The 24,273-nt window shown below is 60.0% G+C and carries 17 protein-coding genes; 12 read left to right on the forward strand and 5 right to left on the reverse strand.

Translation table 11 applies throughout. The features are described 5' to 3' along the window. Positions 1 to 134 precede the first annotated feature (134 nt). From KJF94_RS29340 to KJF94_RS29355, 4 genes are all read left to right on the forward strand, one after another. Positions 135 to 2,438 (forward strand): YgiQ family radical SAM protein, encoded by a 2,304-nt coding sequence (locus tag KJF94_RS29340; protein ID WP_033049522.1) that lies wholly within the window; start codon positions 135 to 137, stop codon positions 2,436 to 2,438. Positions 2,439 to 2,818: 380 nt separating this feature from the next. Further along, positions 2,819 to 6,094: a transglutaminase family protein gene (locus KJF94_RS29345; RefSeq protein ID WP_214380417.1), complete on the forward strand. Its 3,276-nt coding sequence runs from the start codon at positions 2,819 to 2,821 to the stop codon at positions 6,092 to 6,094. An 88-nt stretch (positions 6,095 to 6,182) separates the two neighbouring features. Next, the gene (locus KJF94_RS29350) at positions 6,183 to 8,669 is read left to right on the forward strand and encodes a circularly permuted type 2 ATP-grasp protein (RefSeq protein ID WP_214380418.1); all 2,487 of its coding nucleotides are present in this window, start codon (positions 6,183 to 6,185) and stop codon (positions 8,667 to 8,669) included. Then, the gene (locus KJF94_RS29355; protein WP_214380419.1) at positions 8,669 to 9,559 is read left to right on the forward strand and encodes a transglutaminase family protein; all 891 of its coding nucleotides are present in this window, start codon (positions 8,669 to 8,671) and stop codon (positions 9,557 to 9,559) included. The genes KJF94_RS29350 and KJF94_RS29355 overlap by 1 nt, the downstream gene beginning before the upstream one ends. 227 nt (positions 9,560 to 9,786) lie before the next feature. Here the strand turns inward: KJF94_RS29355 and KJF94_RS29360 are convergent, their stop codons facing one another. Both KJF94_RS29360 and KJF94_RS29365 read right to left on the reverse strand, forming a co-directional pair. Continuing rightward, a complete protein-coding gene (locus tag KJF94_RS29360) occupies positions 9,787 to 9,978 on the reverse strand; it encodes a hypothetical protein (RefSeq protein WP_214380420.1) in 192 nt (63 codons plus the stop codon). 68 nt (positions 9,979 to 10,046) lie between these two features. Further along, positions 10,047 to 10,634, reverse strand: coding sequence for a cytokinin riboside 5'-monophosphate phosphoribohydrolase (locus KJF94_RS29365; protein ID WP_059405797.1), 588 nt, complete (start codon positions 10,632 to 10,634; stop codon positions 10,047 to 10,049). 343 nt (positions 10,635 to 10,977) lie between these two features. Here KJF94_RS29365 and azu point away from each other — a divergent pair, with 343 nt between their 5' ends. Next, positions 10,978 to 11,424, forward strand: coding sequence for an azurin (gene azu, locus KJF94_RS29370; protein WP_214380421.1), 447 nt, complete (start codon positions 10,978 to 10,980; stop codon positions 11,422 to 11,424). Between the two features lie 192 nt (positions 11,425 to 11,616). Here azu and nadE read toward each other — a convergent pair whose 3' ends face one another. From nadE to KJF94_RS29385, 3 genes are all read right to left on the reverse strand, one after another. After that, positions 11,617 to 12,444 carry an NAD(+) synthase gene (gene nadE, locus KJF94_RS29375; RefSeq protein WP_214380422.1) on the reverse strand — a complete coding sequence of 276 codons (828 nt, stop codon included), beginning with the start codon at positions 12,442 to 12,444 and terminating at the stop codon, positions 11,617 to 11,619. Between the two features lie 4 nt (positions 12,445 to 12,448). Further along, positions 12,449 to 13,675, reverse strand: coding sequence for a nicotinate phosphoribosyltransferase (gene pncB / locus KJF94_RS29380; RefSeq protein WP_214380423.1), 1,227 nt, complete (start codon positions 13,673 to 13,675; stop codon positions 12,449 to 12,451). A gap of 230 nt (positions 13,676 to 13,905) precedes the next feature. Further along, positions 13,906 to 14,817 (reverse strand): LysR family transcriptional regulator, encoded by a 912-nt coding sequence (locus KJF94_RS29385; protein ID WP_214380424.1) that lies wholly within the window; start codon positions 14,815 to 14,817, stop codon positions 13,906 to 13,908. 174 nt (positions 14,818 to 14,991) lie between these two features. Here KJF94_RS29385 and amaB point away from each other — a divergent pair, with 174 nt between their 5' ends. The 7 genes from amaB to KJF94_RS29420 all read left to right on the forward strand — a co-directional run bounded on the left by amaB (position 14,992) and on the right by KJF94_RS29420 (position 23,454). Continuing rightward, positions 14,992 to 16,482, forward strand: coding sequence for an L-piperidine-6-carboxylate dehydrogenase (amaB, locus tag KJF94_RS29390; RefSeq protein WP_150634650.1), 1,491 nt, complete (start codon positions 14,992 to 14,994; stop codon positions 16,480 to 16,482). Between the two features lie 142 nt (positions 16,483 to 16,624). Then, on the forward strand, positions 16,625 to 17,908 hold the full coding sequence (amaA, locus tag KJF94_RS29395; protein WP_214380425.1) for an L-pipecolate oxidase: 1,284 nt from the start codon (positions 16,625 to 16,627) through the stop codon (positions 17,906 to 17,908). Positions 17,909 to 18,272: 364 nt separating this feature from the next. After that, complete coding sequence (locus KJF94_RS29400) at positions 18,273 to 19,406, forward strand: branched-chain amino acid ABC transporter substrate-binding protein (protein WP_214380426.1); 1,134 nt, start codon at positions 18,273 to 18,275, stop codon at positions 19,404 to 19,406. A 261-nt stretch (positions 19,407 to 19,667) separates the two neighbouring features. After that, positions 19,668 to 20,582: an ABC transporter permease subunit gene (locus tag KJF94_RS29405; protein ID WP_008035385.1), complete on the forward strand. Its 915-nt coding sequence runs from the start codon at positions 19,668 to 19,670 to the stop codon at positions 20,580 to 20,582. Between the two features lie 3 nt (positions 20,583 to 20,585). Beyond that, the gene (gene livM / locus KJF94_RS29410; RefSeq protein ID WP_214380427.1) at positions 20,586 to 21,869 is read left to right on the forward strand and encodes a high-affinity branched-chain amino acid ABC transporter permease LivM; all 1,284 of its coding nucleotides are present in this window, start codon (positions 20,586 to 20,588) and stop codon (positions 21,867 to 21,869) included. Further along, complete coding sequence (locus KJF94_RS29415; RefSeq protein WP_214380428.1) at positions 21,866 to 22,741, forward strand: ABC transporter ATP-binding protein; 876 nt, start codon at positions 21,866 to 21,868, stop codon at positions 22,739 to 22,741. The genes livM and KJF94_RS29415 overlap by 4 nt, the downstream gene beginning before the upstream one ends. Next, the gene (locus KJF94_RS29420) at positions 22,738 to 23,454 is read left to right on the forward strand and encodes an ABC transporter ATP-binding protein (protein ID WP_214380429.1); all 717 of its coding nucleotides are present in this window, start codon (positions 22,738 to 22,740) and stop codon (positions 23,452 to 23,454) included. The genes KJF94_RS29415 and KJF94_RS29420 overlap by 4 nt, the downstream gene beginning before the upstream one ends. The last annotated feature ends 819 nt before the right edge of the window (positions 23,455 to 24,273 follow it).

A 24,273-nucleotide genomic window follows, 5' to 3' on the forward strand; every position in this document is an offset into this window, starting at 1 on the left:
ACAGGGGGTGTGCATGATTTCAGGCCCTGTGCCCGAAACAGTCACCGCAATTTCCGACCATAGCCGTCGGAATTGGTTATTTTTTGTGCTATATTCCGCGCCCGCGATTTTTCATCTCAACACCGGTCATCGTCATGCAAACAGCCAAGCCGTTATTTGACTATCCCAAGTACTGGGCCGAATGCTTCGGTCCAGCGCCATTCCTGCCGATGAGCAGGGAGGAGATGGATCAGCTTGGCTGGGATTCCTGCGACATCATCATCGTCACCGGTGATGCCTACGTTGACCATCCGTCGTTCGGCATGGCGATCATCGGCCGGCTGCTGGAGTCCCAGGGCTTCCGCGTCGGGATCATTGCCCAGCCGAACTGGCAGTCCAAAGACGACTTCATGAAGCTCGGCGAGCCGAACCTGTTCTTCGGCGTCGCGGCCGGCAACATGGATTCGATGATCAACCGCTACACCGCCGACAAGAAAATCCGTTCCGATGACGCCTACACCCCCGGTGGCCTGGCGGGCAAACGTCCGGATCGCGCGAGCCTGGTTTACAGTCAGCGTTGCAAGGAAGCCTACAAGAACGTCCCTATCGTTCTCGGTGGCATCGAAGCCTCCCTGCGCCGCATTGCCCACTACGATTACTGGCAGGACCGGGTGCGCAACTCGATCCTGATCGACGCCTGCGCCGACATCCTGCTCTACGGCAACGCCGAGCGCGCGATCGTCGAAGTCGCCCAGCGTCTGTCCTACGGTCACAAGATCGAAGACATCACCGACGTGCGCGGCACCGCGTTCATCCGTCGCGATACGCCGAAAGACTGGTACGAAGTCGATTCCACGCGTATCGATCGTCCGGGCAAGATCGACAAGATCATCAACCCGTACGTCAACACGCAAGACACCCAGGCCTGCGCCATCGAGCAGGAAAAAGGTCCGGTTGAAGACCCGACTGAAGCCAAGGTCGTGCAGATCCTGGCCAGTCCGAAAATGACCCGCGACAAGACCGTGATTCGTCTGCCATCGGTTGAAAAAGTCCGTGGCGACGCGGTGCTTTATGCTCACGCCAACCGCGTGCTTCACCTGGAAACCAACCCGGGCAACGCCCGTGCGCTGGTGCAGAAGCACGGTGAAGTCGACGTCTGGTTCAACCCGCCGCCGATTCCGATGACCACTGAAGAAATGGACTACGTGTTTGGCATGCCTTACGCACGTATCCCGCACCCGGCGTACGGCAAGGAAAAAATCCCGGCCTACGACATGATTCGCTTCTCGGTGAACATCATGCGTGGCTGCTTCGGTGGCTGCACTTTCTGCTCGATCACGGAGCACGAAGGCCGGATCATCCAGAACCGTTCCGAAGAGTCGATCATTCGCGAAATCGAAGAGATCCGCGACAAGGTCCCAGGCTTCACCGGCGTCATTTCCGACCTCGGCGGCCCGACCGCGAACATGTACCGCATCGCCTGCAAGAGCCCGGAAATCGAATCCGCGTGCCGCAAGCCGTCGTGCGTGTTCCCCGGCATCTGCCCGAATTTGAACACCGACCACTCGTCGCTGATCCAGCTCTATCGCAGCGCCCGTGCCTTGCCGGGTGTGAAGAAGATTTTGATCGCTTCCGGCCTGCGTTACGACCTCGCGGTCGAGTCGCCGGAATACGTCAAAGAGCTGGTGACCCACCATGTCGGTGGCTACCTGAAGATTGCCCCGGAACACACCGAGGAAGGTCCGCTCAACCAGATGATGAAACCGGGCATCGGCAGCTATGACAAGTTCAAGCGCATGTTCGAGAAGTACTCCAAGGAAGCCGGGAAAGAGCAGTACCTGATTCCGTACTTCATCGCCGCTCACCCGGGCACCACCGACGAAGACATGATGAACCTGGCTCTGTGGCTCAAGGGCAATGGCTTCCGCGCCGACCAGGTGCAGGCGTTCTACCCGTCGCCGATGGCCACCGCCACCGCGATGTACCACTCGGGCAAGAACCCCCTGCGTAAGGTCACTTACAAGAGCGACGCCGTGACCATCGTCAAGAGCGAAGAGCAGCGTCGTCTGCACAAGGCGTTCTTGCGTTATCACGACCCGAAAGGCTGGCCGATGCTGCGTGAAGCGCTGACCCGCATGGGCCGCGCCGATTTGATCGGGCCGGGCAAGAATCAATTGATCCCGCTGCACCAGCCCGCAACCGACAGCTATCAGAGCGCCCGTCGCAAGAACTCGACGCCGGCCGGCAGCCATAAAGTGGCTGGGGAAAAGACCACCAAGATCCTGACCCAGCACACCGGTTTGCCACCGCGTGCCAGCGATGGCGGTAACCCGTGGGACAAGCGTGAACAGGCCAAGGCTGCGGCGTTTGCCCGCAACCAGCAGGCGGCCAAGGAGCGCAAGGATGCGGCCAAAGGCAAAGGGCCAAAGCCTGCGCGCAAGCCGGTTGTTCCGCGCTAACGCTCGCTTGAGCTGAACAGAACGCCAACCTTCGGGTTGGCGTTTTGCATTTCTGGATCGGTGATCATCTGTGGCGAGGGAGCTTGCTCCCGCTCGGCTGCGAAGCAGTCGCAAACCCGGCTAACGCGTTTCAATGGAAGGAACTCATTGCCTGATTCGGGGCCGCTTCGCGCCCCAGCGGGAGCAAGCTCCCTCGCCACAACGACCGCGTACACCCACTTCCTCGCCACAAATCCGTGCAACTCCCCCAAACCAATTTCCCGCATTGCCCGATTTTGGTGCTGTACTGCCTTAAGCAAATCTATGAAAGCGCCAGCGCCACTGGATGGCATAAGTCTTGCGCGCTTTCGAATACGCTCAAGGCTCGCAGGAGGCACGCCGTGTCGATTCATGTCGCATTGCACCACGTCACGCATTACCGCTACGACCGCGCTGTCGAGCTCGGGCCGCAGATCGTTCGCCTGCGCCCGGCCGCGCACAGTCGCACGCGGATACTGTCGTACGCGCTGAAAGTCTCGCCCGAGCAGCATTTCATCAACTGGCAGCAAGACCCCCAGGGCAATTACCTGGCGCGGTTGGTGTTCCCCGAGAAAACCGAGGAACTGCGGATCGAAGTCGATCTGCTGGCCGAAATGGCGGTGTTCAATCCGTTCGACTTCTTCCTCGAGCCTTACGCCGAAAAGATCCCGTTCGCCTACGCCGCGGACGAGCGCAAGGAGCTGGCGCCGTACCTGGAAACCTTGCCCCTGACGCCGAAGTTCAAAGCGTATCTGGACGGCATCGACCGTACGCCGCTGCCGAGCGTGGATTTCCTGGTGGCGCTCAACCAGCGGCTGAGCGAAGACATTGGCTACCTGATCCGTATGGAACCGGGCGTGCAAACGCCTGAACACACGCTTGAACATGCCTCCGGCTCCTGCCGCGACTCGGCGTGGTTGCTGGTGCAATTGCTGCGCAACCTTGGGTTGGCGGCGCGTTTCGTCTCCGGCTATCTGATTCAACTCACCGCCGACGTCAAAAGTCTCGATGGCCCTTCGGGCACTGAAGTTGATTTCACTGACCTGCACGCCTGGTGCGAAGTCTATTTGCCGGGTGCCGGCTGGATCGGCCTGGACGCGACGTCGGGGCTGTTTGCCGGTGAAGGACACATTCCGTTGGCGTGTAGCCCCGATCCGGGCTCTGCGGCACCGATCAGTGGCCTGGTGGAACCGTGCGAGTGCGAATTCACCCACGAAATGTCCGTGGAGCGGATTTGGGAGGCGCCGCGAGTCACCAATCCCTACACCGAAGATCAATGGCTGGCGATCCAGGCACTGGGCCGGCAGATCGATGCCGACCTGCTGGAAGGCGACGTACGCCTGACCATGGGCGGCGAGCCGACCTTCGTCTCCATCGACGACCCGGACGGCGCCGAATGGAACACCGCTGCGCTCGGGCCGGACAAGCGTCGCCTGTCCGCCGAACTGTTCCAGCGCATGCGCAAGCGCTACGCGCCCAAGGGCCTGGTGCATTTCGGTCAAGGCAAGTGGTACCCCGGCGAACAACTGCCGCGCTGGTCGCTCAACTGCTACTGGCGCCGCGACGGCGTGCCGATCTGGCACAACAGCGCGCTGATTGCAGACGAGCAGGAAGACTATGGTGCCGATGGCGAGTTGGCCGGGCGCTTTCTGGCGAGTGTCGCCGAACGTTTGAAAATTCCGACACGATTTGTGTTCCCGGCCTACGAAGACAACTTCTATTACCTCTGGCGCGAAGGCGCATTGCCGCAGAACGTCAGTGCCGAAGACTCACGCCTGGAAGAACCGCTGGAGCGTGCGCGTCTGCGTAAAGTCTTCAGTCAGGGGCTGGATAAAGTGATCGGCCAGGTCCTGCCGCTGGCGCGTACGGCCAAGGGCGATCAGTGGCAAAGCGGTCGCTGGTACCTGCGTGACGAGCACTGTCGACTGGTGCCGGGGGATTCGCCGCTGGGGTATCGCTTGCCGCTGGGTTCGCAGCCGTGGGTGAAGGCTGCCGAGTATCCGTTCATTTATCCCAACGACCCCAACCAGGAATTCCCGGCGCTCCCCGACACTCAGCAGCTGAACAGCCCCGGAGCACCGGCCGAAGCGGTCGAGCGGGATCTGGAGGTCGACGAATCCGCCGACTGGCTGACCCGCACCGCATTCTGTGCCGAGGCTCGTGAAGGGCGGTTGTACCTGTTCATGCCGCCGCTGGAGCGGGTCGAGGATTATCTGGAGCTGGTCACCGCGATCGAGGCCACGGCGCAGGAACTGCATTGCCCTGTGTTGCTGGAAGGCTATGAGCCGCCGAGCGACCCGCGCCTGAGCAACTTCCGCATCACCCCGGACCCAGGCGTGATCGAGGTCAACGTTCAGCCATCCTCGACTTGGGACGAACTGGTCGAACGCACCGAGTTTCTCTACGAAGAAGCGCGCCAAACCCGGCTGACCACCGAGAAATTCATGATCGATGGCCGACACACCGGCACCGGCGGCGGTAACCATTTCGTACTGGGTGGCGCGACACCGGCTGACTCACCGTTTCTGCGCCGTCCCGATCTGCTGCGCAGCCTGATCAGCTACTGGCATAACCACCCGTCCTTGTCCTACCTGTTTTCAGGATTGTTCATCGGTCCGACGTCCCAGGCGCCGCGCGTCGATGAAGCACGCAACGATGCGTTGTACGAGCTGGAAATCGCCTTCGCCCAAATGCCCCAACCCGGCGAGGAATGCGCGCCATGGCTGGTGGATCGGTTGTTGCGCAACCTGCTGATCGACGTGACCGGCAACACCCATCGCGCCGAGTTCTGCATCGACAAGCTTTATTCACCGGACGGCGCGACGGGGCGCCTGGGCTTGCTGGAGTTGCGTGCCTTTGAAATGCCACCGCATGCGCGCATGAGCCTGGCGCAACAGTTGTTGCTGCGAGCGCTGGTGGCGCGATTCTGGCGCGAGCCTTATGCGCCGCCGAAACTGGCGCGCTGGGGCACTGAGTTGCACGACCGGTTTTTGTTGCCGCACTTTATCGAGCAGGATTTCGCCGACGTCATCGTGGACCTCAACGTCTCGGGTTACCCGGTGCGGGCCGAGTGGTTTGCCGCACATCTGGAGTTCCGTTTCCCCAAGGTCGGCGATTACGCGGTCAGCGGCATCGAACTGGAAGTGCGTCAGGCGCTCGAGCCGTGGCATGTGCTGGGCGAGGAGGGCGCCGTCGGCGGCACGGTGCGGTACGTGGATTCGTCCCTTGAGCGTTTGCAGGTCAAGCTCTCCGGCCTGCCGCCGCAACGTTATTTGTTGACCTGCAACGGCGTTCCGGTGCCCTTGCAACCTACCGGACGGGTTGGCGAATTTGTGGCCGGCGTACGTTTCCGTGCCTGGCAGCCAGCCAATTGCCTGCAACCGACCATTCCCGTCCACGCGCCGCTGGTGTTCGACCTGCTCGATACCTGGATGCAGCGTTCGCTGGGTGGCTGTCAGTACCACGTCGCCCATCCGGGCGGGCGCAATTACGACAGTTTGCCGGTAAACGCCAATGAAGCCGAAAGTCGGAGGATGGCGCGATTCTTCCGCATCGGACACAGCCCAGGGAAACTTCCTATACCGATTCTGGAAATTAACGACGAGCTGCCGATGACTCTCGATTTGCGACGTTTCTAAACCGTACACGACGCTCGGATTTTTCGTATATCCGGGCGTCATGAGCCTGCGTTAGTCTGACCGTTCCTTGCTGTCTGCCGAGCTTTCCATGCCTGACCTGCTAGACCGCTACCCGCTGACGGCGGGCACTTATCACGAACTGCTCGACGACAGCGGTGCGGTGCGTCCGCACTGGCGTCGGCTGTTCGACCAGTTGCAACGCAGCACGCCCGCGCAGTTGGTGCAGCGTCAGGCACTGCTGACCCGGCAGATTCAGGAAAACGGCGTGACCTACAACGTCTACGCGGACCCCAAGGGCGCGGACCGGCCGTGGGAACTGGACCTGCTGCCGCATGTGATCGCTGCTGATGAGTGGGCGCTGTTGTCAGCCGGGATCGCTCAACGGGCGCGTTTGTTGAATGCGGTGCTGGCGGATTTGTACGGGCCGCAGCGGCTGATTGCTGAAGGCTTGCTGCCGGCTGAATTGGTGTTCGGTCACAACAACTTCCTCTGGCCCTGTCAGGGCATTGCGCCGCCCGACGGGGCCTTTCTGCATCTGTATGCCGTGGATCTGGCGCGCACGCCCGACGGGCGCTGGTGGGTCACGGCGGATCGGACTCAGGCACCGTCCGGCGCCGGTTACGCCCTGGAAAATCGCACCATCGTGTCCCGGGCCTTTCCCGAGTTGTACCGCGACTTGAAGGTGCAGCACCTGGCCGGATTCTTCCGCACGCTTCAGGAAACCCTGGCCCGTCAGGCACCCAGCGGTGACGAAGTGCCGTTGGTGGTACTGCTGACACCAGGGCGTTTCAACGAAAGCTATTTTGAGCATTTGTACCTGGCGCGGCAGCTCGGTTATCCACTGGTGGAGGGCGGCGACCTCACGGTGCGCGATGCCACGGTCTACCTTAAAACCTTGAGCGGCCTGCGGCGGGTTCACGCGATCATGCGCCGGCTCGACGACGACTTCTGCGATCCGCTGGAATTGCGCACTGACTCTGCGCTTGGCGTACCTGGCCTGCTCGAAGCCGTGCGGCAGGGGCGAGTGCTGGTGGCCAACGCGCTGGGCAGCGGCGTATTGGAATCGCCAGGACTGCTGGGCTTTCTGCCGAAGATCAATCAATTCCTGTTTTGCGAAGAATTGATCCTGCCCTCCATCGCCACATGGTGGTGCGGCGAAGCGCCGGTGCTGGCCCAAGCGTTGGAAAAGCTGCCAGAGCTGCTGATCAAGCCGGCGTTTCCGTCGCAGAGCTTCGCTCCGGTATTTGGCCGCGATTTGAGCGAAAAACAGCGTCAGGCGCTTTCCGAACGCATGCAGGCGCGACCTTACGCCTATGTCGCGCAAGAACTGGCGCAATTGTCCCAGGCGCCGATCTGGCAGGCTGAGGACGGTCAGTTACAGCCCCGGGCTATCGGCATGCGCATGTATGCGGTGGCCAGTCGCGATGGCTATCGGGTGCTGCCTGGTGGCTTGACCCGTGTGGCCGCCGAGGCCGATGCCGAAGTGGTGTCGATGCAGCGCGGTGGCGCGAGCAAGGACACTTGGGTGCTGGGAGATCGGCCGCCGAGCGGCGAGCAGTGGGAAGCCCAGCGCAACATCGGCGTGCACGACCTGGTGCGGCGCGATCCGTATCTGCCGTCGCGCGTGGTGGAAAACCTGTTTTGGTTCGGCCGTTACTGTGAACGCTGCGATGACAGCGCGCGGTTGCTGCGGATCATGCTGGCGCGCTACGTCGACGGCGACGACCCGCAAGCTCTGGAGGCTGCTGTCGAACTGGGCGAGCGGTTGATGTTGTTGCCTGATGAAGGTGAATTGCCTGAACGGTTACTGGCGGCGTTGCTCGGCGATGACTGGCCGTTCAGCCTGCGTTCCAACCTGCAGCGCTTGCAGTGGGCGGCTTCGCAGGTGCGCGGCAAGCTCTCGCGGGAAAACTGGCAGGCGCTGGTGGAGTTGCAACGCGAGGCTATTGAGCTGGAAACCGAGGAACCGGATTTCGGCGAGTTGCTGGATTTCCTCAATCGTCTGGTGATGTCGCTGGCGGCGTTGTCCGGTTTTGCCCTCGACGACATGACCCGGGACGAAGGCTGGCGCTTCCTGATGATCGGCCGGCGGATCGAGCGCCTGCAATTTCTCAGCGGCAGCCTGGCGGCGTTCCTGCGCGGCAGCGGTGCCTTCGATCAGGCCGGGCTGGAATGGCTGCTGGAACTGGGCAACAGCAGCATCACCTACCGCTCGCGGTATCTGGCAGTGGCGCAATTGATCCCGGTATTGGACCTGTTGCTGCTCGATGAGCAGAACCCGCACGCTGTATTGTTCCAGCTGAAACTGGTCACCCGCACCCTCAAGCGGTTGAACGATGATTTTGGTGTGCCGCGCGAAGCGGGGCTGCCGCAATTGGTGGAGCGGCTGGCGCGCTTCGATCTGGGGTGTCTGGAGAATTCGCTGTTCGGCGAAACCAGCGTTCGTGCCGCCATTGAGGGTCTGGCCGATCTGCTGCAAGAGATCGCCGACGCCAGCGGACAAGTGTCGGATCGTCTGGCGTTGCGCCACTTCGCCCATGTCGATGATGTCAGCCAGCGCACGGTGTCCGTCTGATGAGCGCCCGTTACCAGATTTTCCACGATACCCATTATCACTACGACAGCCCGGTGTCCCTCGCCCAGCAATTGGCGCACCTGTGGCCGCGATCGTGTGCCTGGCAGCACTGCACCGAGCAGCAATTGCAGATCAGCCCCGACCCGACATCGCGGCGGGACGAATTGGATGTGTTCGGCAACCCGCTGACCCGACTGGCATTCGAGCGGCCGCACGATGAACTACTGGTAAACGCCCGGCTCACCGTCGAGGTGCTGTCCAGGCCAACGCTGGATTTCAATCAATCTCCGGCCTGGGAAGAAACCCGCAACGCCCTGACCTACAGCAGTCAGCCGCTTTCTCCTGAATTGCTGGAAGCTTGCCGTTTCCGGTTCGAATCGCCCTATGTGCATCTGAAGCGCAACTTCGTCGAGTTCTCGGAAAGTTGTTTCCCGGCGGGCCGTCCACTGTTGCTCGGCGTTCAGGCGCTGATGGAGAAGATCTTCAGCGAGTTCACCTTCGACGCCGAAGCGACCCAGGTGGCAACGCCGCTGGTGGAAGTGCTGGAGCGCCGGCGCGGGGTTTGCCAGGACTTCGCTCACCTGATGCTCGCTTGCGTGCGTTCCCGTGGGTTGGCGGCTCGTTACATCAGCGGCTACCTGCTGACTCAGCCACCGCCCGGCCAGCCACGTCTGATCGGCGCCGATGCCTCGCATGCCTGGGTTTCGGTTTTTTGCCCGGTGCTGGGCTGGGTGGATTTCGATCCGACCAACAATGTGCAACCGGCGCTGGAACACATCACCCTGGCCTGGGGCCGGGATTTCTCCGATGTCTCGCCGTTGCGCGGGGTGATTCTGGGCGGCGGAAATCACGACCCGGAAGTCCGCGTCACCGTAATGCCTCTGGAATAATAAGATCCACCTGTAGGAGCGAGCTTGCTCGCGATGGTCGTTAACGAAGACGATGGCTGTCTGGGTGAACGCGGTGTCCTTCCGTTTTTCGCGAGCAAGCTCGCTCCTACAGGGGATATGCGTTTATTGGGGATATTTTCGGAGGGGACTGTGAGGGCCAGCAGCGTAACTGCTGACCCTGGACACAGATCCGGTGGGCCTGATCAGATCATCGGGCCCTGAGGGTCTCAGGCGTCGGGCGCCTGATCTTTCGGTGCTTCAACATCACTTTCTGCGGCCACGTCACCGTCTGTTTCCGGGTTCAGTGCGGCGGCTTCTTCTTCAGCTGTAGCTTTCTTGCGCTGAAGCTTTTCCTCTTTCTTCTGCTCCTTGGCCAAGTCTCTCTGACGTTTGGCGAAGGAATAATTAGGTTTAGCCATGGGCGATCCTCTGGGGTCGAAGGTGAGGTTGAGCGGCGCATATTCTGCCCTGTATCGGTGCCGAGCCGTTAGCTGGGTTTTTGCTCTGTCCACTTTGGCACCACGGTCGGCTGCCAGGCATCCAGGGCATCGAGCAGGGTTTGCGGCGATTCGCTCACTTGCAGCATGTCACGGTGTGCTTCGCGAACGAAGCCTTCGCCGACGATATGATCAAGAAAACCGGTCAATTTGCTGTAGAAACCGTTCACTTCCAGCAGTCCCAGCGGTTTGCCGTGGTAGCCGAGCTGGCCCCAGGTCCAGACTTCGAACAGTTCTTCCAGAGTGCCCAGGCCGCCGGGCAGTGCGATAAACGCGTCGCTGAGCTCGGCCATCCGCGCCTTTCGCGCATGCATGCCGTCGACCACTTCCAGGCGAGTCAGGCCGCTGTGGCCGATTTCCTTGTCCTTGAGGCTTTGCGGGATGATTCCGATCACCTCCCCGCCGGCCGCCAGTGCGGCATCGGCCACAACGCCCATCAGCCCGACGGCGCCGCCGCCATAGACCAGGGTCAGCTTGCGCTCGGCCAATGCTCGCCCGAGGGCGACAGCCGCTTCACGATAAGCCGGATTGGTGCCGGTGCTGGCACCGCAAAATACACAAACGGATGCTAAAGACATACCTTGCTCCATGGTCAGGATGGCCACAGAGTAAAGGCAGAGGCGTGACGCTCCAAGGTCTAAACTTCGCGTTGGGACGTTTCACAGGTACCACTGGCGCCACAGGCGTAAGCGGCGAGCAAACTGCACAAAAAGCTGTTGATGGACATGACAGACGCTCCGGATAAGTGATGACGACCTGATGATAGGGCCGCCCTAGACGTCTGGCTGGTAGATTGTTTCGATAGGTGTCATAGCTCTAAAGTTGTATACAATTTTTGATTCAGGTCATAGGAACTTGCGAAGTTTTCAGGCAGTCTTCTGTCCATTCGCACTTTTGTTAACCCTGCCTTGGAGATTCACCATGTTTGCCAAACTTGTTGCGGTATCCCTGCTGACACTGGCCAGCAGTCAATTGATGGCTGCCGAGTGCAAGACGACCATCGACTCCACAGACCAAATGTCCTTCAACACCAAGGCCATTGAAATCGACAAAAGCTGCAAGACTTTCACCGTTGAACTGACCCACTCCGGCAACCTGCCGAAAAACGTGATGGGCCATAACTGGGTGCTGAGCAAAGAGGCTGACATGCAGCCGATCGCCACCGACGGCCTGGCGGCCGGTATCGACAAGAACTACCTGAAGGAAGGTGATGCGCGCGTTATCGCTCACACCAAAATCATCGGTGCCAAGGAAACCGACTCGGTGACCTTCGATGTGTCGAAGCTTGATGCTGCCGAGAAATACGGCTTCTTCTGCTCGTTCCCGGGCCACATTTCGATGATGAAAGGCACGGTTACGCTGAAGTAAGCGAATCGGGCTCATAAAAAAAGCGTCCTGCGAGGGACGCTTTTTTTGTGCCTGACGTTTGACCGCGTCATCGTTCTTCGCGGGTAAGCCTCGCTCCTACAGGACCGGTGTCGTGCCCATTACTGGCATCCGACACAAAACCTGTAGGAGCGAGGCTTGCCCGCGAAGGCGTCGGCTCAGACACCACCTTACTCACGGCGCAAACGGCATCACTCGCTTGTGATGGGTCTTTTTATAGGTATCACAGATGATCTTGAACGCCTCTTCACGCACCGGCTCACCGTGCAGGAATGCGTCGATCTCGGCGTAGGTCACGCCGTGGGACGCTTCATCCGGTTTGCCCGGCGACAGGTCTTCCAGGTCGGCGGTCGGGATTTTTTCCACCAGCGATTCCGGTGCGCCGAAACTGCGGGCAATGGCCCGGACCTGGTTTTTCACCAGGCCGCTCAACGGTGCCAGGTCGCAAGCACCGTCACCGAACTTGGTGAAGAAACCCATCACCGCTTCTGCCGCGTGATCGGTGCCGATCACCAGGCCTTGGGCCGCGCCGGCGATGGTGTACTGGGCGACCATGCGCATCCGCGCCTTGGTGTTGCCGAGGACGAAATCCACCGACACCGCGTGCTTGCCTTCGAAGGCTGCCACTTCATTGGCCAGGGATTTGACCGCCGGGCCGATGTTCACGGTGTGACGCTCGTCCGGCTTGATGAAATCCACCGAAGCCTGTGCGTCGTGTTCATCGAACTGGGTTTCGTACGGCAGGCGCACGGCGATGAACTTGTAGTTGTCATCACCGGTGCGGGTGCGCAGTTCGAGCATGGCGCGCTGGGCCAGCAGGCCGGCGGTCAGGGAATCGACTCCGCCGCTGATGCCAAGCACCAGGGTCTTGAGCCCGGAATTGACCAGGCAATCCTGGATGAAGGTGATGCGCCGGGCGATTTCCGCCTCGAGGGCGGCCTTGTCGGCGAATGGTGGTTGAACCTTGAGCTGCTCAGCAATCTCACGCTGTACGGCTTGCATGAATTCACTCCTTGCTTGGTGTGCTGGAAAGGGCGGCAGGAACTTTGAAAACGTGTCGCAAGTAGGCGACGAAATTCGGGTCTTTGCAGTGAGTCTTGCCAGGCTCGTCGGAGATCTTTGCCACCGGTTGGCCGTTGCAGGCCGCCATTTTAAGCACGATGCTCATCGGTTCAACACCTGGAATATCGCACGTCAGGTTGGTGCCGATGCCGAAGCTGACATTGATCCGACCGCGTAATGCGCGAAATATTTCCAGCGACTTGGGCAGCGTCAGACTGTCGGAGAACGTCAGGGTCTTGCTCATCCGATCGATGCCCAGCTTTTGATAGTGGGCGATCGCCTTTTCTGCCCAGACCACCGGATCCCCGGAGTCATGGCGCAGACCGTCGAAGAGTTTGGCAAAGTACAGGTCGAAGTCGTTGAGGAAGGCATCCATGGTGATGCAGTCGGTCAGGGCGATCCCCAGCAGGCCGCGGTATTCGCGGACCCAGCAATCAAGGGCGGCAATCTGGCTGTCGATCAGTCGCGGACCGAGTTGCTGGTGGGCCATGATCCATTCGTGGGCCATGGTGCCCAGCGGTTTCATGTCCAGTTCCCGGGACAAATGCACGTTGCTGGTGCCAACGAAACGTCCGGGGAAATCGTGCTTGAGCACGTTCACCACTTCTTCCTGCACGCGGTAGGAAAAACGACGGCGGGTGCCGAAATCGGCTACCTGCAATTCGGACAATTCGTCGCTGCTGGCGTTGGCGGTCAGCCAGTCGAACTTGCGATAGAGCTGTTCGCGCGCCTGCTCGAGAACGATGTCCCGGTAGCGATAGCGATTGCGTACTTCGCTGACGATGGACAGCAGCGGCACTTCAAAAAGAATCACATGCAGCCACGGCCCGCGCAGGCGGATAAACAGCTCGCCGTTTTCGATGCCGGTGTGGACGTAGCGCAGGTTGAAGCGGAACAACCCGAGAAAGCGCAGGAAATCCGGCTTCATGAAGCTGATGCGCTCCATGAAACTCAACTGGTCGGCGGTCAGGCTCAACTCGGCGAGGCGCTCGATCTGGAAGCGGATTTCCGCCAGGTACGGGCGCAGGTCTTCACTGTTGCGGCAACGAAACTCCCATTCGACTTCCACGTTCGGGTAGTTGTGCAGCACCGCCTGCATCATCGTCAGTTTGTAGAAGTCGGTGTCGAGCAGGTTCTGCACGATGCGATCGGCAAACACACTCTCGCTCATAACGGGGTTCTCCAGGCTGGCCGCGGCCTGTGGCGGCGACGTTGCAGCTGATTCAATGAATGGGGCTAGTGGCGCATATCAGCGGCAGGTATTGCCAGTGATTTTTTGAACGGTGCATATCCTTGTGGCGAGGGAGCTTGCTCCCGTTGGACTGCGCAGCAGTCCTGTATTGGGGGCGCTTCGCACCCCAGCGGGAGCAAGCTCCCTCGCCACAAGGATTAGCCGGGGCTTCAAATCTGCGGTGCATCCGGGCTATCAATCTGCTCCAGCATCCACTTCACAAAGTCCCGCACCTTGGGCACTTCCGCCGAATGCTCCGGATACGCCAGGTAATAGGCGTCGGAACTGGGCATCGCATGCTGCCAGGGTATGACCAGTTTGCCGTCAGCCAATTCCTCTTCCACCAGAAACCGCGGCAACAGCGCCACGCCGCAGCCGACCTGCGCGGCGCGGATGCACATGTAGAAGGTCTCGAAGCGCGGCCCGTGGTAGCTGTGTTCGGTGTGGTAACCCTGACTGTCGAACCAGTCGTGCCAGGCCTGCGGTCGGGAGGCGTTTTGCAGCAGGACCAGGTCGGTGAGTTGGGTGGGATCGGTGAACGGTGTAGCCGGCAGGCTGCCCGGTGCACACACGGGAACCAGCTCTTCGCCGAACAGCTTCAGGCATTCGGTGCGGGGCCGGGAACCCTGGCCGAAATAGAACGCCAGATCGCTGCGACCTTGCAGCAGGTCATCGGCTTCCTGCTCGCTGCACAGGTCCAGATGGATCGACGGGTGACGCAGGCGCCAACCTTTCAAGCGGGGCACCAGCCAGCGGGCGCCGAAGGTTGGAGGGGTGGAGACGCGCAGGACTTCGGTTTCCCCGCCGTAGGAACGCAGGTAGTGGGTCGACATCTCGACTTGCGTGAGGATTTTTCGTACTTCGACCAGGTACAAATCACCGGCCGGGGTCATTTGCAGGCGTCGGCGCACCCGGCGGAACAGCAGGTGTTGCAGCAATTCTTCCAGTTGCGCGACCTGTTTGCTGACCGCGCTCTGGGTCAGGTTCAGCTCTTCGGCGGCCCGTGTGAAGCTCAAATGCCGGGTCACGGCCTCGAAACACTGCAGCGCGGTGATCGACGGCAGGTAACGTTTATTCAGCATGGGTTGTCCTTTTTCTTGTTTCTTTCTGGCCAGCAATTCGCAGCATGAATAAACGGAATGATATCTCTCTTAAAGGTCGTTTGTTGGGTAACCTCCGGCGAGCTAAAACTACAGGTCTGATCAGTCGTGATTTTCCGGCTGCACGTTTTGTGTTTTTTGCTCGAGGAGTGACCCATGGTTGCCGCATTGCTTGATCGTCTTGGTGTGAACCCGGCCCTGTACCAGAACGGCAAAGTGCCGGTGCATTCGCCGATCGATGGCAGCAAGATCGCCTCTGTGAACTGGGAAGGCGCCGCTGAAGTCGAGCAACACATCAGTCGCGCAGATCATGCGTTCGAATTGTGGCGCAAGGTCCCGGCCCCGCGCCGTGGCGAGCTGGTGCGTCAACTGGGCGACATCCTGCGCGAATACAAGGCCGACCTCGGCGAGCTGGTGTCCTGGGAAGCCGGCAAGATCACTCAGGAAGGCCTGGGTGAAGTTCAGGAAATGATCGACATCTGCGACTTCGCCGTCGGCCTGTCCCGTCAGTTGTACGGTTTGACCATCGCCTCCGAGCGCCCTGGCCACCACATGCGCGAAACCTGGCACCCGCTGGGCATCGTTGGCGTGATCAGCGCGTTCAACTTCCCGGTAGCGGTCTGGGCCTGGAACACCACGCTGGCGCTGGTCTGCGGCAACCCGGTGATCTGGAAGCCGTCGGAGAAAACCCCGCTGACCGCACTGGCCTGCCAGGCGCTGTTCGACCGTGTACTGAAAAACTTCAGTGACGCACCTCCGCACCTGAGCCAAGTGATCATCGGTGGCCGCGATGCCGGCGAAGCGCTGGTCGATGACCCGCGTGTCGCGCTGATCAGCGCCACCGGCAGCACCCGCATGGGCCGCGAAGTGGCGCCGAAAATCGCCGCACGATTCGCCCGCAGCATTCTGGAACTGGGTGGCAACAACGCGATGATCCTCGGCCCAAGTGCCGATCTGGACATGGCCGTTCGCGCGATCCTGTTCAGCGCCGTCGGCACCGCCGGTCAGCGTTGCACCACCCTGCGTCGCCTGATCGCTCACGAATCGGTGAAAGAAGAAATCGTTACCCGCCTGAAAGCCGCTTACTCGAAAGTGCGTATCGGCAATCCGCTGGAAGGCAACCTGATCGGCCCGCTGATCGATAAACACAGTTTCGACAACATGCAGGACGCGCTGGAACAAGCCTTGAGCGAAGGCGGCCGGGTCTTCGGCGGCAAGCGTCAGCTGGAAGACAAATACCCGAACGCTTACTACGTCTCGCCGGCCATCGTTGAAATGCCGGAGCAGAGCGACGTGGTCTGCCACGAAACCTTCGCGCCGATCCTGTACGTGGTCGGTTACAAGGACTTCGACGAAGCCCTGCGCCTGAACAACGCCGTGCCACAAGGCCTGTCCTCGTGCATCTTCACCACCGACGTACGTGAAGCCGAGCAGTTCATGTCGGCGGTCGGCAGCGACTGCGGCATCGCCAACGTCAACATCGGCCCGAGCGGCGCGGAAATCGGCGGTGCGTTTGGTGGCGAGAAAGAGACGGGCGGTGGTCGTGAGTCTGGCTCCGATGCATGGCGCGGGTACATGCGCCGCCAGACCAACACCGTGAACTACTCGCTGGAGTTGCCGTTGGCGCAGGGCATCACGTTCGACTGATGGGCCCCTTCGCGGGCAAGCCTCGCTCCTACAGGATTGTGCGTGTGCGACGTTTTTGACACGGCACTAAACCTGTAGGAGCGAGGCTTGCCCGCGAAGCTTCTGCTTTTGTTGTTTGTTAGGTTTCTGTTGGAGTCTGGCAATGCCGTTACGCGAAGAGTGTCTGTGGGAAAAACTGACGCCGCAAAGACCTGATAACGCGGCGCTCAAGGGCGAGGTGAAGGTCGATGTGTGCGTCATCGGCGCCGGTTTCACCGGTCTGTCGGCGGCGGTGCATCTGCTGGAACAAGGCAAAACGGTGTGCGTGCTGGAAGCCCATCGCGCCGGCCATGGCGGTTCGGGTCGCAACGTCGGACTGGTCAACGCCGGCATGTGGATTCCGCCGGACGACATCGAAGCCGGGTTCGGCGAAGCGGTCGGCAGTCAGCTCAATCGCATGCTGGGGGCGGCACCTTCATTGGTGTTCAGCCTTGTGGACAAGTACAACATCGATTGCCAGTTGCGCCGCGAAGGCACGCTGCACATGGCGCATAACGCCCGTGGTGAAGCGGATTTGCGCAGTCGTGAAGAACAATGGAAGCGTCGCGGCGCTCCGGTCGAACTGCTGACCGGTCAAGCCTGCGAACAGGCAACCGGTACCCAAAAGATCGCGGCCGCACTGCTTGATCGGCGTGCTGGCACGATCAACCCGATGGCATACACCACGGGGTTGGCCAAAGCGGCCATCGGCCTCGGCGGTCAGCTGTTCGATCATTCTCCCGTGATCCGGCTCGAACGTCAGGGTCAGAAGTGGTCAGTGCAGACCGCACAGGGTTCGGTGCTCGCCGAGCAGGTGGTCATCGCTTCCAACGCTTACACCGAAGGCGATTGGACCGAGCTTCGGCGCAATTTCTTCCCCGGTTACTACTATCAGGTGGCTTCGGTGCCGCTGACTGAAGACGCTGCACAGCAAATCCTGCCCGGTGGCCAGGGTTCCTGGGACACACGCCAGGTGCTCAGCAGCATTCGCCGCGATAAAGACGGTCGCCTGTTACTCGGCAGTCTGGGTAATGGCAATCAGAAGCCAACCTGGTTCCTCAAGGCCTGGGCCGATCGGGTTCAGCAGCACTATTTCCCTTACCTCAAACCGGTGGAATGGGAGTGCACCTGGACGGGTTGCATCGCCTTCACCCCCGATCATTTGATGCGTCTGTTCGAGCCAGCGCCCGGTTTAGTGGCAGTCACTGGCTACAACGGTCGGGGCGTGACGACGGGCACCGTAGTCGGCAAAGCCTTTGCCGATTATTTGTGTAACGGAAATCCTCAGGCACTGCCGATTCCTTTCGCTCCCATGCAGCCACTGGCTGGGGTGGGACTGCGTAGCTGTCTGTATGAAGCGGGATTTTCGCTGTATCACGCGGGCCAGTGCTTGCGGATCGTGATTTGATTGTTGAAATTTGTTGCGGGGAGCGGCGCTTTTCGGCGCAGCGACTAGCCTGTAAAAGGTGCGGGTTGTAGCAGTACCGCACCAGCAGTGTGCACTTCGGTGACGCACGTTGTTACAGGCTGGTTGCACGTCGTTTGGCGCCGCGGTTGCAATGATGGCGCATGCGGGTTGCGCCTTTAAAAATAAATGGTTTCACCTTCAGCGGTTTAGACGGTTGCACGCCCAATGAAAATGGGCTCGAAACAGTCGAAAAAACAATAAAGCAGCGACTTTTTTCAGAATAAAAAACCGATGGCACGGCCCTTGCTCTGAGCATTCAGAGAAGTCGCAGTGCCAACTAAAAAAAACCTTGGAGCACCACCTCATGTCCCAGACGTTTTACAAGAAAGGCTTTCTGGCCCTCGCAGTGGCAACTGCGTTGGGTGTTTCTGCGTTTGCACAGGCTGACGTAAAAATCGGTGTGGCAGGTCCAATGACGGGCGCCAACGCGGCATTTGGCGAGCAGTACATGAAGGGTGCACAGGCAGCGGCCGATGCCATCAACGCATCGGGCGGCGTTAACGGGGAAAAAATCGTACTGGTCAAGGGCGATGACGCCTGCGAACCGAAACAGGCTGTGACGGTCGCCAAGGACCTGACCAACCAGAAAGTGGCGGGCGTGGTCGGTCACTTCTGCTCCTCGTCGACCATCCCGGCTTCCGAGATCTACGACGAAGCAGGCATCATCGCAATCACTCCGGGTTCCACCAACCCACAGGTGACCGAGCGCGGCCTGAGCGCCATGTTCCGTATGTGCGGCCGTGACGACCAGCAAGGTATCGTGGCCGGCGACTACATCGTCGACGTGCTCAAGGGCAAGAAAGTCGTGGTTCTGCACGACAAAGACACCTACGGTCAAGGTCTGGCGGATGCCACCAAGGCTCAGTTGTCCAAGCGCGGCGTAACGCCGGTTCTGTACGAAGGTCTGACCCGTGGCGAGAAAGACTTCAGCGCCGTGGTGACCAAGATCCGTGCAGCCGGTGCCGATGTCGTCTATTTCGGCGGCCTGCACCCGGAAGCCGGTCCATTGGTTCGCCAACTGCGTGAGCAAGGCCTCAAGGACGTCAAATTCATGTCCGATGATGGCATCGTGACTGACGAACTCGTGACCACCGCCGGCGGCCCACAGAACGTTGATGGCGTGTACATGACCTTCGGCGCCGACCCACGCCTGCTGCCAGACAGCAAGACCGTGGTAGACACCTTCCGCAAGGCCGGCACCGAGCCAGAAGGCTACACCCTGTACGCCTACGCTTCGGTTCAAACCCTGGCGGCTGCGTTCAACGGCGCCAAGTCCAACAGCGGCGAAAAAGCGGCCGAATGGCTGAAGAAAAACCCGGTTAAAACCGTGATGGGCGAGAAGACCTGGGACGCCAAGGGCGACCTGAAAGTCTCCGACTACGTGGTTTATCAGTGGGACAAGGATGGCAAATACCACCAACTGGAAAAACAGAAGTGATATGAGCGTGTAACCGGCCTGTGGCGAGGGAGCTTGCTCCCGCTGGACTGCGTAGCAGTCCTTTTTGGGGACGCTTCGCGACCCGGCGGGAGCAAGCTCCCTCGCCACAGAGACAGTGCTCACCCTCAGCTGACTGGCATTTTCCAGAAGGCACATCTGTCTTTTCTCGTAGAGCTGCACACAACCGTGTTGCGCGGGTGGCTGAACCCCGGTCCGTCGCACCGGTTTCTGTGCAGTCTCTCAAATGCGTGAGATTGCGTTATGGATGGTATTTTCCTGCAGCAACTGGTCAACGGCCTGACCCTCGGGTCGGTCTATGGCCTGATCGCCATCGGCTACACAATGGTCTATGGCATCATCGGCATGATCAACTTCGCCCATGGTGAGGTTTACATGATCTCCGCTTACCTCGCGGCGATCAGTCTGGCTCTGCTGGCATACTTCGGTATTGAATCCTTCCCTCTGCTGATGCTTGGCACACTGGTCTTCACCATCATCGTCACGGCGGTGTATGGCTGGGTCATCGAGCGTGTCGCCTACAAACCCCTGCGAAACTCCACCCGACTGGCACCGCTGATCAGCGCCATCGGTATTTCGCTGATCCTGCAAAATTATGCACAGATCGCCCAGGGCGCCCGCCAACAAGGCGTACCGACCCTGCTGACCGGTGCATGGCGAGTGGAAGTCGGAAGCGGCTTCGTCCAGCTCACCTACACCAAGATCTTCATTCTGGTCGCTGCATTCGCCGGCATGGCCCTGCTGACCTACGTCATCAAGTACACCAAGCTCGGCCGCATGTGCCGCGCCACCCAGCAAGACCGCAAGATGGCCTCGATCCTGGGGATCAACACCGATCGCGTAATTTCCTACGTATTCATCATCGGTGCGGCAATGGCGGCCCTGGCCGGCGTGCTGATCACCATGAACTACGGCACGTTCGACTTCTACGCAGGCTTCGTCATCGGCATCAAGGCGTTCACCGCAGCGGTACTCGGCGGGATCGGTTCGCTGCCTGGCGCGATGCTCGGCGGGATCATCCTCGGGATTTCCGAGTCGCTGTTCTCGGGTCTGGTCAACTCGGACTACAAAGACGTTTTCAGCTTCTCGCTGCTCGTTCTCGTTCTGGTCTTTCGGCCCCAAGGCCTGCTCGGCCGTCCTCTTGTGTCGAAGGTGTAAGCGATGTCTTCAACCACTAAAAAAACCATTGATCTCAAAAGAAGCCTGGTTGACGCGATTCTTGCCGGTCTGGTCGCCCTCATTGTGTTCGGCCCGATTGTTGGCGTAGTCCTCGACGGCTACGGCTTCAATCTGGAAACGACCCGAGTGGCGTGGATTGTCGCCATTGTCATGGCCGGCCGCTTTGCCCTGAGCCTGTTCCTGCAAACGCCCAAAGGACTGAGAATTCTCGAAGGCTTTGAAAGCACCGGTTCAGGGGTTCATGTACTGCCACCCGATTACAAATCACGGTTGCGCTGGATCATCCCGCTGATGATCGTCATCGCCGTGGTGTTCCCGTTTTTCTCCAATTCCTACCTGCTGGGCGTGGTTATCCTCGGGTTGATCTACGTGCTGCTGGGGCTTGGTTTGAACATCGTGGTCGGCCTGGCCGGCCTGCTCGATCTCGGCTACGTGGCGTTCTACGCCATCGGGGCCTATGGACTGGCGCTCGGTTATCAATACCTGGGGCTGGGTTTCTGGACGGTGCTGCCACTGGCGGCGATCACGGCGGGGCTGGCCGGTTGCATCCTCGGCTTCCCGGTGTTGCGCCTGCACGGTGACTACCTGGCGATCGTGACCCTGGGCTTCGGTGAAATCATCCGCTTGATCCTCAACAACTGGCTGACCCTGACCGGTGGCCCGAACGGCATGGCGGCGCCGCTGCCAACCTTCTTCGGCCTCGAGTTCGGCAAACGCGCGAAGGACGGAGGCGTTCCGTTCCACGAGTTTTTCGGTATCGCCTACAACCCGGACGTGAAGTACTACTTCATCTACGCGGTGTTGTTCCTTGTGGTGCTGGCCGTGCTGTACATCAAGCACCGTCTGACCCGCATGCCGGTCGGTCGCGCCTGGGAAGCCTTGCGTGAAGATGAAATCGCCTGTCGCTCCATGGGGCTGAACCACGTACTGGTCAAGCTTTCGGCGTTCACCATCGGTGCGTCGACGGCCGGTCTCGCGGGCGTGTTCTTCGCCACTTACCAAGGGTTCGTCAACCCGACCTCGTTCACCTTCTTTGAATCGGCCCTGATCCTCGCCATCGTGGTACTCGGCGGCATGGGCTCGACCATTGGCGTGGTCATCGCAGCCTTTGTGCTGACCGTGGCCCCGGAACTGCTGCGTGGCTTCGCGGAATACCGCGTGCTGCTGTTCGGCATCCTGATGGTGTTGATGATGATCTGGCGACCGCGCGGCCTGATTCGGATCAGCCGTACCGGTGTGACCCCGCGTAAAGGAGTAGCGCCATGAGCGAAGTCGTACTCTCGGTCGAGAAGCTGATGATGCACTTCGGCGGCATCAAGGCGTTGAACGATGTCAGCCTGAAGGTCAAGCGCAACTCGATCTTCGCCCTGATCGGCCCCAACGGCGCCGGCAAGACCACCGTGTTCAACTGCCTGACCGGGTTCTACAAGGCCTCGGGCGGCAAGATTGAACTCAACGTGCGTGGCGAGCGGACCGATGTCATCAAAATGCTCGGTGAACCGTTCAAAGCGACCGATTTTGTATCGCCGAAAAGCTTCCTCAGCCGGCTCCACTACAAGATGTTTGGCGGTACCCACCTGGTGAACCGTGCCGGCCTGGCGCGGACCTTCCAGAACATTCGCCTGTTCAAGGAAATGTCGGTGCTGGAAAACCTGCTGGTGGCCCAACACATGTGGGTCAACCGCAGCATGCTGGCGGGCATCCTCAACACCAAGGGCTACCGCAAGGCCGAAAGCGATGCGCTGGACCACGCCTTCTACTGGCTGGAAGTGGTGGACCTGGTGGACTGCGCCAACCGTCTGGCCGGTGAACTGTCCTACGGTCAGCAACGCCGTCTGGAAATCGCCCGGGCCATGTGCACCCGGCCGCAGATCATCTGTCTCGACGAACCGGCCGCCGGCCTCAACCCTCAGGAAACCGAAGCGCTGAGCGCGATGATCCGGCTGCTGCGCGACGAGCATGATCTGACCGTGGTGCTGATCGAACACGACATGGGCATGGTTATGAGCATTTCCGACCACATCGTGGTGCTGGACCACGGCGTCGTCATCGCCGAGGGTGGACCCGATGCGATACGCAATGATCCGAAAGTGATTGCGGCCTATCTGGGCGCCGATGAAGAGGAAGTGGTGCTATGAGCCAACCGATCCTCGAACTCAAAGACCTGGACGTGTTTTACGGCCCGATCCAGGCCCTGAAAAAAGTCTCGATGCACATCAACGAAGGGGAAACCGTCAGCCTCATCGGCTCCAACGGAGCGGGCAAGTCGACGCTGCTGATGTCGATCTTCGGTCAGCCGCGCGCGGCAGACGGGCAGATCATCTATCAGGGCGTGGACATCACCCACAAGTCGTCGCACTACATTGCGTCCAACGGCATTGCGCAATCACCCGAAGGCCGGCGCGTGTTCCCCGACATGACCGTCGAGGAAAACCTGCTGATGGGCACCATTCCGATCGGCGACAAATACGCCAAGGAAGACATGCAGCGCATGTTCGAGCTGTTTCCGCGGCTCGAAGAGCGGCGCACCCAGCGCGCCATGACCATGTCCGGTGGTGAACAGCAAATGCTCGCCATCGCCCGTGCGCTGATGAGTCGACCCAAGCTGCTGCTGCTCGACGAGCCGAGTCTGGGTCTGGCGCCGATCGTGGTGAAACAGATCTTTGCCACCCTGCGGGAACTGGCCAAGACCGGCATGACCATCTTCCTGGTCGAGCAGAACGCCAACCACGCGCTAAAGCTGTCGGACCGGGCGTATGTCATGGTCAACGGCGAGATCCGCATTACAGGCACCGGCAAGGAATTGCTGGTGAATGAAGAGGTGCGTAACGCTTATCTCGGCGGGCATTGATTTTTCCGCTGCAACAAAAGAAGCCCCGACGAGCAATCGCCGGGGCTTTTTTACATCTCCAATACGCCACAAATCCCTGTGGGAGCGAGCCTGCTCGCGATGGCGGTGGGTCAGTCACCGCAATGCTGATTGTGCCGCCGCTATCGCGAGCAGGCTCGCTCCCACAGGTGTCTGTGGTGTGCTTTCTGGAAATTGTGGAAAACAAATTCACCAAGCTCTTAAAGCGCGACATAAAGCCGCTGCAAATAGTTGTTTTGTCACGGTTTTGACTTGTCCCCGTTTGCTGTGGAGCTGGCTGTGAATAACGTGGGAGTAGCTGGCTGAAGGCCTTTAGAAACGTGGCTTGCAGAGATGTGGTTGTTTTTTGATCAGGCTCTTTTACTGAACCGGCGCTCTACTTTGTCAACCTTTTTATCAGTACCGAAAATGGTCTGAAAGGGTTGAGGGCGGCCTGTGGATAAGTCTGTGGTTAAACTCTGGAAAGACTTGGCTGAGGGCCGTAGTTACTGGCTCGGCGCCATCGCTGGTTTACCGGGGCGATCGTGCAAAATGCCACGGGCTACACAGTGAGCACTCCAGGGTCAAGCAAAAAACTTTGTAATCTGCCCGCAAAGCCTTGTGCACAGCGGCTTTCAGCTTTTTCACTTGCCCCCGGAAACTGTGGACCTGCCTGTGGATAACGTGCGGGTATATGGCTGCAGGCCACGGGGGATATGGCGTTGCTGGCATTGATCGTTTTTCGTACAGTTTTTGTTGTGGTTGCCGCTGTCGGCAAGGCCGGGCATGCTGCCAGCTGATTTTCTATTCCAATGGCTGCCT

Source organism: Pseudomonas hormoni (genome assembly GCF_018502625.1).
In the GTDB taxonomy this organism is placed as follows: Bacteria; Pseudomonadota; Gammaproteobacteria; order Pseudomonadales; family Pseudomonadaceae; genus Aquipseudomonas; species Aquipseudomonas hormoni.